This window comes from Gordonia amicalis NBRC 100051 = JCM 11271, from assembly GCF_000332995.1.
GTDB lineage: Bacteria > Actinomycetota > Actinomycetes > Mycobacteriales > Mycobacteriaceae > Gordonia > Gordonia amicalis.
Genome location: NZ_BANS01000057.1, coordinates 1 through 14,746, shown reverse-complemented (window position 1 = coordinate 14,746; position 14,746 = coordinate 1). Strand labels below are relative to the sequence as shown.

Annotated in this window: 15 protein-coding genes; 12 read left to right on the top strand and 3 right to left on the bottom strand. The window is 62.2% G+C overall.

Features of this window, described 5'->3' with window-relative positions:
- Positions 1–18 precede the first annotated feature (18 nt).
- Positions 19–1,200 (bottom strand): tyrosine-type recombinase/integrase, encoded by a 1,182-nt coding sequence (locus tag GOAMI_RS20975; RefSeq protein ID WP_006438625.1) that lies wholly within the window; start codon positions 1,198–1,200, stop codon positions 19–21.
- Between the two features lie 2 nt (positions 1,201–1,202).
- Positions 1,203–1,919 carry a helix-turn-helix domain-containing protein gene (locus tag GOAMI_RS20970; protein ID WP_006438624.1) on the bottom strand — a complete coding sequence of 239 codons (717 nt, stop codon included), beginning with the start codon at positions 1,917–1,919 and terminating at the stop codon, positions 1,203–1,205.
- Positions 1,920–2,030: 111 nt separating this feature from the next.
- Here GOAMI_RS20970 and GOAMI_RS20965 point away from each other — a divergent pair, with 111 nt between their 5' ends.
- From GOAMI_RS20965 to GOAMI_RS20945, 5 genes are read left to right on the top strand one after another with little or no spacing between them, the layout of a single operon-like run.
- Complete coding sequence (locus tag GOAMI_RS20965) at positions 2,031–2,228, top strand: hypothetical protein (RefSeq protein ID WP_006438623.1); 198 nt, start codon at positions 2,031–2,033, stop codon at positions 2,226–2,228.
- A gap of 2 nt (positions 2,229–2,230) precedes the next feature.
- On the top strand, positions 2,231–2,632 hold the full coding sequence (locus tag GOAMI_RS23250; RefSeq protein WP_006438622.1) for a hypothetical protein: 402 nt from the start codon (positions 2,231–2,233) through the stop codon (positions 2,630–2,632).
- A 5-nt stretch (positions 2,633–2,637) separates the two neighbouring features.
- Complete coding sequence (locus GOAMI_RS22385) at positions 2,638–4,629, top strand: AAA family ATPase (protein ID WP_247603131.1); 1,992 nt, start codon at positions 2,638–2,640, stop codon at positions 4,627–4,629.
- Positions 4,626–4,967, top strand: a complete 342-nt coding sequence (locus GOAMI_RS20950) for a hypothetical protein (protein WP_006438620.1) — start codon at positions 4,626–4,628, stop codon at positions 4,965–4,967. Before GOAMI_RS22385 ends, GOAMI_RS20950 begins: the two co-directional genes overlap by 4 nt.
- A gap of 17 nt (positions 4,968–4,984) precedes the next feature.
- On the top strand, positions 4,985–5,464 hold the full coding sequence (locus GOAMI_RS20945; RefSeq protein ID WP_006438619.1) for a hypothetical protein: 480 nt from the start codon (positions 4,985–4,987) through the stop codon (positions 5,462–5,464).
- A 382-nt stretch (positions 5,465–5,846) separates the two neighbouring features.
- On the opposite strand, the gene GOAMI_RS20935 is transcribed toward GOAMI_RS20945, so the two are convergent.
- Positions 5,847–6,329: a restriction endonuclease gene (locus tag GOAMI_RS20935; RefSeq protein WP_006438617.1), complete on the bottom strand. Its 483-nt coding sequence runs from the start codon at positions 6,327–6,329 to the stop codon at positions 5,847–5,849.
- A 120-nt stretch (positions 6,330–6,449) separates the two neighbouring features.
- Here GOAMI_RS20935 and GOAMI_RS20930 point away from each other — a divergent pair, with 120 nt between their 5' ends.
- The 7 genes from GOAMI_RS20930 to GOAMI_RS22780 all read left to right on the top strand — a co-directional run.
- The gene (locus tag GOAMI_RS20930) at positions 6,450–7,136 is read left to right on the top strand and encodes a recombinase family protein (RefSeq protein WP_255219212.1); all 687 of its coding nucleotides are present in this window, start codon (positions 6,450–6,452) and stop codon (positions 7,134–7,136) included.
- A gap of 166 nt (positions 7,137–7,302) precedes the next feature.
- Positions 7,303–7,488 (top strand): hypothetical protein, encoded by a 186-nt coding sequence (locus tag GOAMI_RS20925; protein ID WP_006438615.1) that lies wholly within the window; start codon positions 7,303–7,305, stop codon positions 7,486–7,488.
- Complete coding sequence (locus GOAMI_RS20920; RefSeq protein ID WP_006438614.1) at positions 7,485–8,171, top strand: hypothetical protein; 687 nt, start codon at positions 7,485–7,487, stop codon at positions 8,169–8,171. Before GOAMI_RS20925 ends, GOAMI_RS20920 begins: the two co-directional genes overlap by 4 nt.
- 110 nt (positions 8,172–8,281) lie before the next feature.
- On the top strand, positions 8,282–11,077 hold the full coding sequence (locus GOAMI_RS20915) for a type I restriction endonuclease subunit R (protein ID WP_006438613.1): 2,796 nt from the start codon (positions 8,282–8,284) through the stop codon (positions 11,075–11,077).
- Positions 11,074–12,294: a restriction endonuclease subunit S gene (locus GOAMI_RS22380; protein WP_006438612.1), complete on the top strand. Its 1,221-nt coding sequence runs from the start codon at positions 11,074–11,076 to the stop codon at positions 12,292–12,294. Before GOAMI_RS20915 ends, GOAMI_RS22380 begins: the two co-directional genes overlap by 4 nt.
- Positions 12,291–13,772, top strand: a complete 1,482-nt coding sequence (locus tag GOAMI_RS20900) for a class I SAM-dependent DNA methyltransferase (RefSeq protein ID WP_006438611.1) — start codon at positions 12,291–12,293, stop codon at positions 13,770–13,772. Before GOAMI_RS22380 ends, GOAMI_RS20900 begins: the two co-directional genes overlap by 4 nt.
- A gap of 155 nt (positions 13,773–13,927) precedes the next feature.
- Positions 13,928–14,746: N-6 DNA methylase (locus GOAMI_RS22780; protein ID WP_006438610.1), on the top strand; the 819-nt coding region annotated here is incomplete at its 3' end.

Sequence of the window (14,746 nt, the reverse complement as noted above, 5' to 3'; positions counted from 1 at the left end):
GCGCAGGTCAGGGCCTATTTATTGCGACCCGACGACCTTCAGTCTCGGTGCCGCACCCACAGAAAACCCACACTCCGCCGCAGAATCCCGCGTTCTCGCACGCTTCGCCGCCTTCTTCAACGCCAGTTTGCGCGCCTTGTCGAGCGCGGGCGCGACCGCGTTGAGGTCGTCGTCGAAGAGATCGGCGTAGGTGTCGAGCGTCATCGCCGCCGACTTGTGACCGAGCATCCGTTGAAGCGCCTTCACGTTCACGCCCGCCGACACCGCCAGCGACGCGGCAGTGTGCCGCAGGTCGTGCGGAGTTACCCGAGGAACACCCGACTTCTCCACCGCCTTGATGAACCACCCGGTGAAACTGACCGGGCGCAGAAGGTGCGTGCCGTCCCGCCCTGGAAACACGAGGTCTTCCCGGTCCTTGCCCGCGCACTGCCGGGCGAGCTCGTCGACGAGGAACTTCGGGATCGGAACCGTGCGGGCATCGTGGCCCTTCGGGGTGTCGACCGCCACGCGCATATTCACCTGGACCGCGTTCTCGACGACGGTCAGCCGCCGCCGAAGAAGATCAAGATGCTTGACGCGCAAGCCGATCGCTTCGCCCCACCGCAGGCCGCAGTAGGCCAGAAGGTGCACGAGCACCCTCTTGTCGCCAGCAGCTTCCGCCAATTCGTCGACCTGCTCGTGAGTGAGATAGACCCGCGCCTTCGGCTTCTTCCGAGGCAGATTCTCGACACCCCGCGCCGGATTCTTCACGATCCGCCGCGCCTTCACCGCCGAGTCGAGAATCCCCGCCAGGACGCCATAGGCGCGAATCACCACCGTCGCAGACTTGCCCGCGCCTGTCATCGTGGAAAGCCACGTTTCCACCGAGTCGAGGTCAATATCGGTGAGCCGGGTCCCGCCCCAGCGCGGTTTGACGTGGACCCGCCAGGCCGTTTCGAGTGGCGCGAACGACGATGGCTTTAGATCGGCGCGCTTCCGCTCGATCCATGGCGGTGCCAGCGTGCCGACTGTCACGAGCCCGAGCTTCGGCGCGATGTACTCGCCACGAAGCTTCTCAACCTCGACCGTGTTGGCGAACGCCTGTGCGTCCCGCTTGGTCGTGAATCCGGACTTGTCGGTCGACTTGCCGTCAGGCTTGCGGTAGCGGACACGGTAGAGCTTGCCCCGGGTTTTCGTGTCGTATGTCTCGATCGTCGCCACCGTCAGTTCTCCGCCTTCTCGATCCCGGCCTTCAATTCGGCCATGAGGTCGCGGGACACAATGCCGCGTCGCTGTGGGCTCGCATCTGCCCCGGCCAGCTCGTCCCGCTTACGGCTGAACGTGGTTTTCCACAACTGCCACGACCACGCATAGAGTTCGTAGATGTTCCAGCCGAGCGACTTCGCTGCGCGCTTCTCGCTGCCGCTCGCGGAATGTGCGGCGAACGCCAGGCCGTTGCGTGCCTTCACTGTCTGGAACTTCGCAGGCAATCGGGTTCCCTCCGGGATTGCCTCGTGAAAGGACTCGGCTACTGCCGACATGTTCGCGATGATCTCGTCCATGCTTGCGGGTTGCCCTTGTGCACGAACTGGCGAGCCGCCGAAGGCCGACTTCAAATCGGTTGATTCCATCGTGAAGCGGTCGGTAATTGCGACGTCGACGCCGGGCTTGAAGAAGTCGGGCAAGCCAATCGGCTCCAAGTGGTTGACCATGCGAGCGAAGTTCAGTGCAGCGCAGTAGGCGAGAAGCGTCGGGAGCCCCGGTGTCCCCGTGCCTGTCTCGATCGTCCCGACTCTTGAAGCGGTCCAGGCAGCACCAGTGAGTTGTTTCGCGAGCTGCGCGAGTTCGTCGCGGGATATCCCGGTTTTCTCGCGCAAGCGTTGCGCATTGCGACCGATATGGGCGCCCAAAGGCTCGCTGTCATCGCTGGCTGTCGTCATGCGTCAACGATATGGATTGACACGCAGAAATGTCAATGACCCTATTGCTATGTGCATTGACTCCGGTTAGCGTTCCGTCGCGAGGCACTCAATTACACGAGGAGATGTGCAATGACCTTACGTGCAAGGCCGCTCGACGCGAAAGAAGCCGCCATCTATATTCATTCGACCGAAGCCACGCTTCGGCAATGGCGCTATCTCGGCAAGGGACCGAACTGGATCAAGTCGGGATCGCGAGTGCTGTACCGGATCGACGACCTCGACCACTACCTCGACGCCAACACGGTCACCGCGAAGGTCGGTTCCTGACCATGACTGACGAAGAACGCCCCGGCGGGCACCGGGGCGCTGAATCCCTCTTCAAGGACGACACCCAGCCTAGCGCCGACGACCGACATGCCCGAAGCGGGCAACTGGCGCTGTTCGGGATCGACGCCGAGGAGGACGACTGCGGCGAATGGTTCGCCGCCGCCCTCTCGTTCCTCGGACGGCTCGCGAAGACCGGTCGGCCGTTCACCGCCGACAACTTTCACCGCGAAATGGGCGGCAGGGAACCGTGCCACTCGAATCACGTCGGCGCCGTGTTCTCCGCCGCGCAAGTACTGGGCCTGATCGAGCAGGTCGGCTTCACCTGCTCGGTGCGGGCCAGCCGCCACTATGGAACGCAGCGGATCTGGCGCGGCCGCCGCGACTGGCGGGAGGCCGCAGCGTGACCACGATGATGACGTCATTCGAGCGGGTGATCAGCGCCGCCGAGTCCGCAGGGCTGCGCGTCCGCTACTCGGACGACCGGGACCGCGCCGACATTCAAGCGCCCGGCCATTCCAGCGCCGACAGGTCCGTCAGCGTCAAATACGAGCGCGACGGCTGCCTCACGGTGGTCAACTGCCACGCCCCGGACACACACACCCGCGGATTCCTCGGCCATATCGGGCTCAGCCTGAAAGACCTGTTCGACGCCCCGAAGGGACCGTATCGGTACCCGGACGGCCGCGAAGTCACCCGAGTCCAGCGACCCGATGGGAAGAAGACCTTCTACCAGAAGGGCAACAAGAACGGCCGGGCGCTCTTCGGGTCCGACAGGATGCCGGCCGACCTGGCCGAGACCATTCACGTCGTTGAGGGCGAAAAGGACGTGATGGCGATTCGAGCCGCCGGCGGGCACGCCGTGTGCAACGCGATGGGCGCGGGGAAGGCTGTCCAGTTCGACTGGTCGCCGCTGGTCGGGCGGCCGGTCGTGATCGTCGCGGACGCCGATCAGCCAGGACGCGGCCACGCCCGCCACGTGCGCGGGATCCTCGCGCCGATCGCCACGTCGGTGAAGATCGTTGGGGCGAAGGAAGGCAAGGACGCGGCCGATCATCTCGCCCTGGGATACACGCTCGATGACTTCCAGCAGCTCGACCTAGCCGACGACGAGGGCGAGGGAGCGACCTTCCCGCGGCCTCGGCTGTACGCCGCGACCGAACTGAAAGGCGCTGAGAAACCGACCTGGCTGGCGAGAGGTCGGATCGTCTACGGCGCGGTCAATCTGCTCGTGGGGCCGGAAGGCATCGGCAAATCGCTGGCATGGGTGCTGATCGCCGCGAAGGTCACCACCGGGGCCTTGTTACCCGAGTTCGGCATCCCCTCCAGGGAACCGGGACACGTCATTGTCGTCATCACCGAAGACGATTGGGCCACCGTGGTCCGGCCCCGCCTCGAAGTCGCTGGCGCGGACCTGGCCAGAATCTCAGTGGTGTGCACCGAGCCGGACGGCTCCGGGACACCCGTATTCCCCGCCGACATGCATTTGATCACCAGTGCGGAACCAGCCCCGGCCCTCGTCGTTGTGGATGCGTGGCTGGACACGGTGACCGCGAAACTGTCGGTCAAAGACCCGCAACAGGCGCGGCAAGGACTTCACCCGTGGAAGGAAGCCGCTGGCCAGACGGGTGCCGCTGTGCTGCTGCTGACCCACACCAACCGGGTATCGAGCAGCGACGCCCGTGATACGTACGGGGCAACGGGAGAGTTGCGGAAGAAAGCCCGCGTCTGCCTCTATGCCCAAGCGGGCGAGGAAGAGGGGCACTTGCTGATTGGGCCGGAGAAGGCGAACCACACCCGCAAGCTACCGGCCACGAAGTTCCAGATCGCCGGCGTCGCGAGGTTCGCTGCAAGCGATGATGACGACGGTACCGTGCCGCTGCTGCATGCGGTGGGCGACAGCGACAAGACGATCGGAGAGCATGTCGCGGATAGGTTTGCCGCTGTTGCCGACCCGAAAGCCGCGAGGGATTCGCCCGAGCGTGTAGGCGCGGTTGGATGGCTACAGGATTACCTCTCGCTTCAGCCGGGTCTGAAAGCGCCAGCCGAACAGGTAAGGCGCGACGGGAAGACCGCAGGATTCAGTGTGCGCACCTTGCAGCGCGCTGCGAAGGATCTGGAGGTGATGCAACCGGGTGAAGGCTTCCCCCGGATCACGTACTGGGTGCTTCCCGAGCACAAGCGCCGCGAGCCGCCGGACGATGGGGGGAAGTCGCGCCAGGTTGGCCCTATCTCTCAGAACGGGGCGCAACTGGATTTCAGTGGCACAACTGTGCCTGACCAGGAAAAACAGGTTGGCGCGACTGGAGTGGGGAGCACAGTCGTGCCAGTTGCGCCAACTCCCGGAGATACGGGTGAGGATGGCGCGACTGCCACCCGACGCCAGCCTGGGAAGTGTGCGTGATCGACGATTGCGACGAACCGGGGCGCCCGTTGTGCGATTCGCACCGCCACACCGTCGGCCGGATGATCAGCCGCGCCTCGAAGTCGCCGGCGACGGCCCGCCAGCTTCGCGACAGCCTCGACACCGGCCGCCGCAAGGGCTACCGCGAATTGGTCGCGTGGCTCGTGGCCGACAGGCAACCAGTCGAAGGAGCCAGCCGCATGATCGACGACGAACTCGATGCCGCCCTCGACGAGATGCGCGCCGCTGACGCCGAATGGCTCGCGCAGGTCGAGGACATCAACCGCGCCTGCGCCGCCGACCTCGGTGAGCTGTTGCCCGGCCACGGGACGGAATGAGAGAAAAGACCACGAGCATGGGTAACGGGCCGCAGCACTACCACCCGGCCTTGGGGACGATGAGCTACCACCCGACGCGGCCGCGATTCACCTGCGCCGGGAACCCGGCCAGCCCGCAGGCCGGGGAGCGGGAAGCCGACCTGCAAGCATGGTTCATGAGGTTCCGCGACGGCATGACCTACCGGCAGATCGCCGACCGGCTCGGGTGGAAAACCGAGTCAGCCGCCTACAAGGCCGTGTGGAGGTTCAACCGGCGCGAGCTGGCGAAGCACCAGACGAGGGCCGCGAAGGTCCGCGCCCGGCAGGACGCCGCGTTGCGGGAGCGGTTGTCGTGGGATGAGGATTTCGGCGAGCGGCCGACGACCTATCAGGAGATCGCGAACGGGTTGAATTACGCGCACCGGGCGAGCGCATGGAAGGCGTGCCAGCGCGCCCTGGAGCGGTTGGGCGATCGACTGCAAGACATGGACGAGGATCAGGATGATGAACGGGATTGACTTATCGGCTGTGTGGGCGCGGTTCGCGGGATTGCCGCTAGCCGAGCGGATCGAGCTCGCGGGCCAGGTGGCCGATCAACTCAATGCGATCCTTGTCGCTGCCGACTCGCAGGACGTGGGAATGTCTGCGGTATGGCGGGCGCAGGTTACCGGAGCGCTTGTCGCACTCAAGGCCGTCGCTGGCAGGTAGCGGAAGAATCGCTCTCGATTCGGCATCCACCTATCGGGCACCGATAGCCGGGGTCATCGTTACCGACTGCGCATCCGTCGATCGGGCACCTGTGTGGCAGGTCGGTAGGTAGCACTTTCGCGGGCGAAGGATGCTGTTGTGGGTGACACACTGAACCCACTGGGGTGGAACCCGACGATCGTCGGGCCGAATCTACGCTTCGCCGTTGGCTTCGATCGCCACGAAGACTTTTGCGTCATCCTGGACCGTGATTGTGTCTGAGGCCCCAACAAAGGCTCTATTGAGGAACTCCAAGAAGTAGTCAGTGCGGGTGCACTTTTCGTCGAGATGAACTTCCTCGATCCCCTGAGCCTCGGCTAGCTTCTTGGCGCCCGCTTGGTGTCCTAACGGGCTGACCGCGATTCCGCCAACTCCGCCGAGGTCCTTCATGCGGAAGGCCAACGCGGCCATCTGCTCTTGCGTCAATTTACGGTTGTGACAACGGCACTCAATGACCACGATGCCTTCATCGCCCATCCTCACGCCTTTGCCGTCGATCTCCCACGCCAAGCCTGACGTGCCGACAAGTTTCTGCTTGCCCTCAACCCTTTTGAGGCCCAGCTCGGAGCCAATCCGGTCCAGCAGGTATACGGCAACTTCTTCGTAGTTCCGCCAGGTCGTTTCTTCGGTGTCCACCGAACGCTCCCTTCCCAGGCTCTCAGCCTCCCCATCGAGCCGACGATACGCGGCTAACGGCTCGCAGGTTTGGAACGCTGAGTCTATACATAATATGACCGTTTAATGTATGACGGAGATGTGGCCAAGGGTAGGAAGAGCACAGACCCGAACCTCGTCGTCGGGTACTTGCGCGTCTCGACCGAGGAACAAGCACTTTCGGGTGCCGGTCTTGCTGCGCAGCGCGCCACCATCGAAGCCGAGGCAGAACGGCGAGGCTGGAAGATCGTTACTTGGCACGCAGACGAAGGTGTCAGCGGCAAGGCAATCGGCAACCGTGCCGGTCTTGCGTCAGCGATCGCCGCCGTGGAGTCCGGCAAGGCCGCTGCGCTCGTCGTGAGCAAGCTCGATCGCCTGAGCCGCTCGATCTCCGATGCGTCTACGATGCTCGACCGAGCAGCGAAGGCCGGTTGGCGTGTGTTCTCCGCAGACCTCGCGATCGACACGACGACGCCGGCGGGTGAAGCTGCCGCGGCCATGATGATCGTGTTCTCTCAGCTTGAGCGCCGTCTGATCAGTCAGCGAACCAAGGACGCACTGGCCGCGAAGAAGGCTGCGGGAGTCCGTCTCGGGCGCCCGGCGACTCTGCCGCTCGAGGTCGTCGACGAGATCGTCAGCGCGCACCGTACCGGCGTCTCGATCAACGCGATCGCTCGCGATCTCACCGATCGAGCGGTACCTACGGCTCGCGGTGGTTTGAAGTGGTACGCCTCGACTGTCAAGGCCGTGCTCGATGGCCAGGACGCGGGGCAGTTCGCGTCGGCATAAGGGCGGCGGATGTCGAGATGACTGTGAAATGGTCCTGATGCGCAGGTGCGCTTGGCCAGCGATCACCGGCTCAGCTTGTCGGTACCCCGGTGTAGACACGTAGGCAAAGGAACACCACCGTGAAACTAACTGTGGGCATAATTGCCAGAGGCGAGAGGAGAACGACGTGACTGTGACTGTCGAAGTTGCGACCGAGTCAGGGCTTCGCCGCCGCCGGAAGAAGGTGCTCGACCGAGTCGGAATGACCTTTGAGCAGATGAGTGAACTCGCGACCACTTACAGCCTGACTTCCGAAGAGCTACTCGCCTGGGACGAGCTAAAGGCGATCCAGTTTCTCCTTGACGACAAGTGAGCGAGCAGTTCGACCTGGCCGCCGAAGCCAAGGAGTTCGCTGACGACGTGTCCGTTCGTGCGTTGACTTGCCTCGAGGGTGCACCGATTCCGGATGAGTTGAAGGTCTTGGGTTCGCCCGATCGCAAGCGATTCACGTTCAATTACCGTCAGACCATTCATGCTTCGCCGGGTGGACCACCGGTCGGATTGTTTGGCATGGCCTATGCGCTGACGGCAGATCGGATGGGCCGCCATCTTGCGGTGCACACTTCGAAGTTGGAGGTCACCGACGTTCGAGGCAAGAAGCCCATCCTCCGAATGGAGTACGTTCGAGACTCGTTTTCCGCGCCGTGTTCGCATGTGCACGTTCACGCCGAGAGCGGCCTGTTCACCCATCTTCTGGCGATGACCGGGCACCCGAGTCCGTCGGCGGTTCAGTCGATCCACATCCCTACAGGCGGTGACCGGTTTCGGCCCTGCGCCGAGGATTTCGTCCAGTGGTTGATTGAGGATTGCCGAATCGCTGGACGCGATGGGTGGCGGGACGAGGTTGCGGCGGGTCGCGAGCGGTGGCGGCAAATTCAGACCGCGGCAGCCGTTCGAGATCGGCCCGACGTAGCGATTGCCGAGCTGGAAAAGCTCGGTCTCAAGGTCACGGGTGATCTCGACAGCGCACGTCCGGAAGCGCGAGTCCGTTACTGAACCCGTGATCGGGTCGGTTACATGACGCGGGAGGCTGGCCGGCATTACTGACCCGTTGACTCCATCCGGCAATCAACTCGCAAAGAAGTGATCTGCGGTGCCCTAGAGTGATGCTCGTGACTGAGGGAGACAGTCTTCACGCAGAGCAACGGGCGCGGGTGCTGATCGATCAGCAACTCCGTGCTGCAGGTTGGCATGTGTGCGATCTGGCGCAGATCGACCTCATCCACCACCCGAACTGTGCTGTCCGCGAGGTCATCATGAAGCGTGGTTCGGGTCGGGTCGACTACCTCATCTATGGCGACCGACGAATCATCGGCGTGATCGAAGCGAAGCCCGAGGGAACCACCCTGTCGGGTGTCGAGTGGCAATCGGCGATGTACGCCAACGGGCTGTCGGCGCAACAGCAACTCCAGGCCGTCACGGTCGAGGACCGGCTGCCTTTTGTGTTCGAGGCCTCCGGCTCGGAAACGCACTTCACCAACGGTTACGACCCGCAGCCTCGAGCACGGAAGATCTTCAACTTCCCGAAGCCGGAAACTCTCGCAAGGGTCATCCGCGAGTCAAAGACGAGCCCTCACGCTCCGACCTGGCGGGCCAAGACCCACCAGATGCCAGCGTTGAATGAGGTACCTCTGCGCCCCGCGCAGATCACGGCTATCAAGTCGGTCGAGCGTAGCCTCGCGGAGCAGCGGTTTGATCGATCGCTTGTTCAGATGGCGACGGGTGCGGGCAAGACCTTCACCGCCGTAACTGAGTGCTATCGGCTGTTGAAGTTTGGTGGATTCAACAGGGTGCTGTTCCTTGTAGATCGCAACAACCTCGGTGACCAGACTCTGCGCGAGTTCCGGGATTACACGACGCCAGATGACGGTCGCAAGTTCACCGAGCTTTACAACGTCGATAAGCTGACCAGCGCGGGCATGGTTGGTTCGTCGAAGGTCGTGATCTCCACAATCCAGCGGGTGTACTCGGTGCTGCGGGGAAGAGCGGTTCCGGACGAGGATGACCCCGACGTCGACAATGCAGTGCCCGAACGCCCGGTGGAGGTCTCGTACTGCGGTGACCTTCCTCCTGAGGCGTTCGACCTGGTAATCGTGGACGAGTGCCACCGCTCGATTTATGGCGTCTGGCGCGGCGTCCTCGAGTATTTCGATTCGCACATCGTCGGGTTGACAGCGACGCCGACAAAGCAGACGTTCGGCTTTTTCAAACAGAACCTGGTGTCTGAGTACACGTATGCCGAATCTGTCGCCGACCGTGTCAACGTCGACTTCGACGTCTACCGAATCAAGACCCAGATCACAGCGCAAGGTAGCAACGTCGAAGCGGGAACCATCGTCCCTGTCCGGGACAAGAAAACTCGTCGGGAGCGGTACGAGGCTCTTGACGACGATCTCGACTACACGCCGGGCCAGCTTGACCGCGCTGTGACGTCCACCAGCCAGATTCGACTGGTGTTGGAGACATTTCGGGACAGGCTCTACACGGAGATATTTCCTGGCCGGTCGTCGGTGCCGAAAACTCTCATCTTTGCCAAGGACGACAACCACGCTGAGGAGATCGTCACCGCTGTCCGCCAGGTGTTTGGCAAGGGCAATGACTTCGCAGCCAAGATCACCTACAACGCCCGCGACCCGAAGGACCTGCTCGCGAAGTTCCGGAACTCACCCACGCTCCGCGTCGCCGTGACCGTGGACATGATTGCGACCGGAACTGACGTGAAGCCGCTGGAATGCGTCTTCTTCATGCGTGACGTTCGGTCGGCCACCTATTTCGAGCAGATGAAAGGTCGTGGCGCTAGAACCATCTCAGACCCCGACTTCCAGGCCGTCACACCCGATGCTACGAGCAAGGACAGGTTCGTCATCGTGGACGCTGTTGGTGTCACCGAGCACGACTACATCGACGCTGTCCCCCTGGACCGTGAGAAGTCCGTTAGCTTGAAACAACTACTCGGCAAGGCCGCCGCGCTGACGATCACGGAGAACGAGACCGCGACGCTGGCTTCGCGGCTGGCCCGCCTTGACCAACAGTTGACCGCCGGCGAGCGGACAGAGTTGGAGACCGTTGCCGGAATGCCCCTGACCACCCTCGTCCGGAGTCTCGTAGACGCCGTGGACGTGGACCACCAGGCGGAAGCCCACGAGATCGCCCGCCAGAGCAACCCCGAGGTGACCTTCGATGAAGCCCTCCGTGAGCTGGTCATCAACGCCATAGCACCGTTGGCCGGCAATCCCGACCTGCGACAGCGAATCCTCGCCATTCGGGCAAGCCACGACCTCGTCATCGACGAGATCAGCGTGGATGTGCTGCTCGATGCCGGGGGAGTCATCGACACTGACAAGGCTCGCCACGTAGTCGCGTCCTGGCGTGAGTACATCAACACTCACAAAGACGAGATCACCGCCCTGCAAGTCATGTACGACCATGGCGGCAGCGGGAAAGTGACCTACGCCGAATTGCGCGAGCTTGCCGAGCAGATTAGGCGCCCGCCGTACAACTGGACGCCGGACATCATCTGGAACGCCTACCTCGCGATCGACGTCGAGACCAACCAGGGGAAGGTAGTGAAGAGTGATCGGCACACCGCGACCGACCTTGTCGCTCTGATCAGATACACACTTGGCGTCGATGATGTGCTTCAGCCATATGCCGATTCGGTTGCGAGCCGCTACGCAAACTGGCTTGCTCAGCAGGAGCAGGCGGGTGTGTTGTTCACACACAGACAAAGGTGGTGGCTCGATCGCATCGCCGACACGATCGCGCAGGCTGCTCGGATGAGCGTTGACGACCTCGATGTCGCCCCATTTACCGAGCGGGGAGGTGCAGACGCCGTTTTCGATGAACTCGGTCCAGATGCGGAGAACCTGATCGCTGAACTGAATACGGAGTTGACTGCGTGAGACAACCGGCGACCTGGGTGCGCCGACCGATTAGCGACCTTGTCGATGTGCTTGATGGGCGGCGCGTTCCGGTTTCTGCTGCGGAGAGAGCGTCGCGCACGGGCGATGTGCCGTACTACGGGGCCACCGGTCAGGTTGGCTGGATCGACTCGCACATCTTCGACGAGGAGCTCGTGCTGCTTGGCGAAGATGGCGTTCAGTTCTTCGATCCGCTTAAGCCGAAGGCGTACCGCATTGTTGGGCCATCTTGGGTGAATAACCATGCTCACGTCTTGCGCCCTCGTGACGGAGAGGTCGATGCTCGGTACCTGACGCACTATCTGAACCAATTCGACTATAGAGGGCATGCGAATGGCACGACTCGACTGAAGCTGACTCAGGCCGCGATGAGGCGGATCAGCGTGATCGCTCCGCCAATCGATGAACAGCGTTGGATTGTCGGCATCCTGGAAGACCATTTGTCGCGACTTGAAGCGGGTGAGAGAGGCTTAGACAGTGCCGGTCGGAGGACTGCTCTGCTTCGCGATCAGGTTCTTGCGCATGCAATCGGCGGTGTCTATGTCAGCGAGGTTCCTCTAAAGGATCTCCTCGAGGTGGGTCTTGCGAACGGGCGATCGGTGCCAACACAGGAGAACGGCTTCCCGGTTCTGCGGCTGACGGCTCTCCGTGGCGGTCGGATCGATCTGTCCGAACGTAAGGCAGGCGCCTGGACAGCTGCCGATGCTGAGCGGTACCTCGTCCGCAGGGGAGACTTCCTCATCGCTCGAGGCAACGGAAGCTTGCGCCTCGTAGGTCTGGGCGGGCTTGTGACCGACGAGCCCGACCCAGTCGCTTATCCAGACACCTTGATTCGGGCGCGCCCTATCTCCAGCAAACTGCTGCCGGAGTACCTCGCGCTGGTTTGGAACTCCCGCATCGTTCGCAATCAGATCGAGTCGAGAGCAAGGACAACTGCCGGAATCTACAAGGTGAATCAGAAGGACTTGGCCTCCATAGTGTTGCAAATTCCTTCGCCCGCTGACCAAGCTGCCGTGGTTACTCGAGTAAGCAATAATCGTGAGGCAATCGCGAGGCTTGATAGCGAAAGAACCCGAGCTGCCAGCCGGTCGAGGGCGCTCCGCGCCGCGCTTAGGCAAGCGGCGTTCAGTGGCCAGCTCTCTGGCTCCTCCCCAGATCTTGACCGAGTTGAAGAATCAATGGCAAAGGTGACTTCGTGACCCAAGCGCGCCAACTTGTCGACAAGCTGTGGTTGTACTGCAACGTGCTTCGCGACGACGGAGTATCAACCATTGAATACACCGAGCAGCTCACCTATCTGATCTTCCTGAAGATGGCGCATGAGCGGGCGACGCGCCGCCTCAACCCGATCACGGTCGTCCCGCCGTCGTGCTCATGGCAGCGGCTTCTCGACGCCGATGGTGACGAGCTCGAGGTCACCTACCGTCACATCCTCGAAGAACTTGGCCGCCAGCCGGGCGCGCTGGGCACAATCTTCCGCAAAGCGCAGAATCGCATCCAGGACCCCGCAAAACTGAAGCGGCTCATCGTTGAGTTGATCGACAGGGAGAACTGGTCAGCTGCGGGAGTGGACGTCAAGGGTGATGCGTATGAGGCGCTGCTTGCCAAGGGTGCTGAAGACATCAAGTCGGGCGCTGGTCAGTACTTCACCCCGCGATCTGTCATCGCTGCAATGGTGGACTGCGTCCAGCCGTCGGCCAAGGACACTGTCTGCGACCCCGCATGTGGGACCGGCGGCTTCCTGCTGTGGGCACACACTTATGCGGCCAAGGATGCCGAAAACCTGTCGCCGGACGAGCGAAACCACCTGCGCGACGGCTTTGTTAGTGGCACAGAGCTCGTGGACGGGACCGCCCGGCTCGCCGCTATGAACCTGCTCCTGCACGGCATCGGGACGCCGCAAGGCGACTCGCTAATCAACGTCCGCGACGCCCTCACGGCGGACCCCGGTGAACGATATTCGGTTGTCCTAGCAAATCCGCCGTTTGGGCGGAAGTCCTCCGTAACCATGATCGGCGTGGATGGGCGCGAGTCCCGCGACGATCTGGAGATCGTGCGCGATGACTTCTGGGTGACGACCGCCAACAAGCAGCTCAACTTCGTCCAGCACATCAAGACCATCCTGAACATCAACGGACGTGCTGCCGTCGTCCTCCCCGACAACGTGTTGTTCGAGGGTGGTGCAGGGGAGACGATCCGGCGCCGCCTATTGCGAGAGTTCGATGTCCACACACTTCTGCGACTGCCAACCGGGATTTTCTATGCGGGCGGCGTCAAGGCCAATGTGCTGTTCTTCGATAAGCGACCTGCTTCGGAAAATCCCTGGACGACAAAGTTGTGGGTCTATGACTTCCGGACGAACAAGCACTTCACGCTGAAGCAGAACCAGCTCCGTCGGGCCGATCTCGATGACTTCGTGGAGGCGTTCGGCCCAGGTAACTCGAGGGAAAGCAGAGTCGAAGGGGAGCGGTTCAAGGCATTTACGTACGACGAGCTGGTTGCCCGCGACAAGGCCAACCTCGACATAGCCTGGCTCCGCGACGATTCACTCGAGGACCTCGACAACCTCCCCGCACCCGAGGTGATTGCTCGCGAAATCGTCGATGATCTCGCCGCCGCACTGGTCGAATTTGAGGCCGTGGCCTCTGCGCTCGAAGCGACTGCCACCGCGGACTGACCTCGATTTCGCGGCGCCATGACCCGACTAGATTCGCCGCTGCACGACGTTCCACGGAGCTAGCCTGTCCGCTGGGCGGCGTCTTGCTTCGGTTCAAAGAGTTGGAAAGGGTAGAAGGACCGTAGACCGTCAGACCTATTGTCTTGGGAGAACCGATGGCGCAGGACCGCGATTGGCAGGCCGGCAAAGCAGATTGGAACCCGCGATTAGCGGAGAGTATGGCATCGGAGCTGCTTGATCTCACTCGTGGCGTTGGAATGGACCGGGGACAAGTCTTTGTCCTCGACCTCGTCTATCGATACTGGCAGGGTATCCGTGGCGCGTCGATTCCGATGGCCAGCCGGTCATCCGAGCTGGAACACCGACTTGAAGAAGTGTGTCGGCATACGCTTGAGCGGCACATTCGGGTGAACGAACCGGGCTTTCTGGCGGCGGTCTATGAGGCCCTGCTCGTTCCAAGAAATCGGTCCGCCGGTGAGCGAGTCACACCAGATAGCATTGCGACGCTCATTTCGAACCTAGTCGGCGACCCCCGTTCGGTGATCGATCCAGCATGCGGGGTTGGAGGCATCCTGAGGTCCTGCTCGGCACTTCCGAGTCGCCCTGAGCTTCATGGCATCGAGATCAACGCTGATATCGCATCCGTCGCCTCGCGAAGATTCGAGATGGGTGGTTTCAAAGCCGAGATCGAAACCGGCGATGCATTCGAAGTGGCCGCAGCGCACGTCGGGCGGCACGATGCGGTTGTGCTACAGCCGCCGTGGGGAATGCTGCGCGGAACGCAGATTGAAGCAAGGTGGGGCGCCCTAGGAATCAATCCATCCACGCTGCCGAATTCCGCGACAAGATCGGACTTCGGTTGGATTGAATTGGCACTCCGACTCCTCGCGTCAGATGGTCGAGCGGCAGTTGTGTTGCCGCGGATGGGTGGCAAGCTCCATGCCGACGAAGTTGCTCGACTCTTGTCGATCGGG

What these genes read in the sequence shown, in the direction of transcription:
- GOAMI_RS20970 (WP_006438624.1), bottom strand. Translation starts at nt 1,919, where the DNA reads ATGACGACAGCCAGCGATGACAGCGAGCCTTTGGGCGCCCATATCGGT.
- GOAMI_RS20965 (WP_006438623.1), top strand. Translation starts at nt 2,031, where the DNA reads ATGACCTTACGTGCAAGGCCGCTCGACGCGAAAGAAGCCGCCATCTAT.
- GOAMI_RS23250 (WP_006438622.1), top strand. Translation starts at nt 2,231, where the DNA reads ATGACTGACGAAGAACGCCCCGGCGGGCACCGGGGCGCTGAATCCCTC.
- GOAMI_RS22385 (WP_247603131.1), top strand. Translation starts at nt 2,638, where the DNA reads ATGATGACGTCATTCGAGCGGGTGATCAGCGCCGCCGAGTCCGCAGGG.
- GOAMI_RS20945 (WP_006438619.1), top strand. Translation starts at nt 4,985, where the DNA reads ATGGGTAACGGGCCGCAGCACTACCACCCGGCCTTGGGGACGATGAGC.
- GOAMI_RS20915 (WP_006438613.1), top strand. Translation starts at nt 8,282, where the DNA reads ATGCTCGTGACTGAGGGAGACAGTCTTCACGCAGAGCAACGGGCGCGG.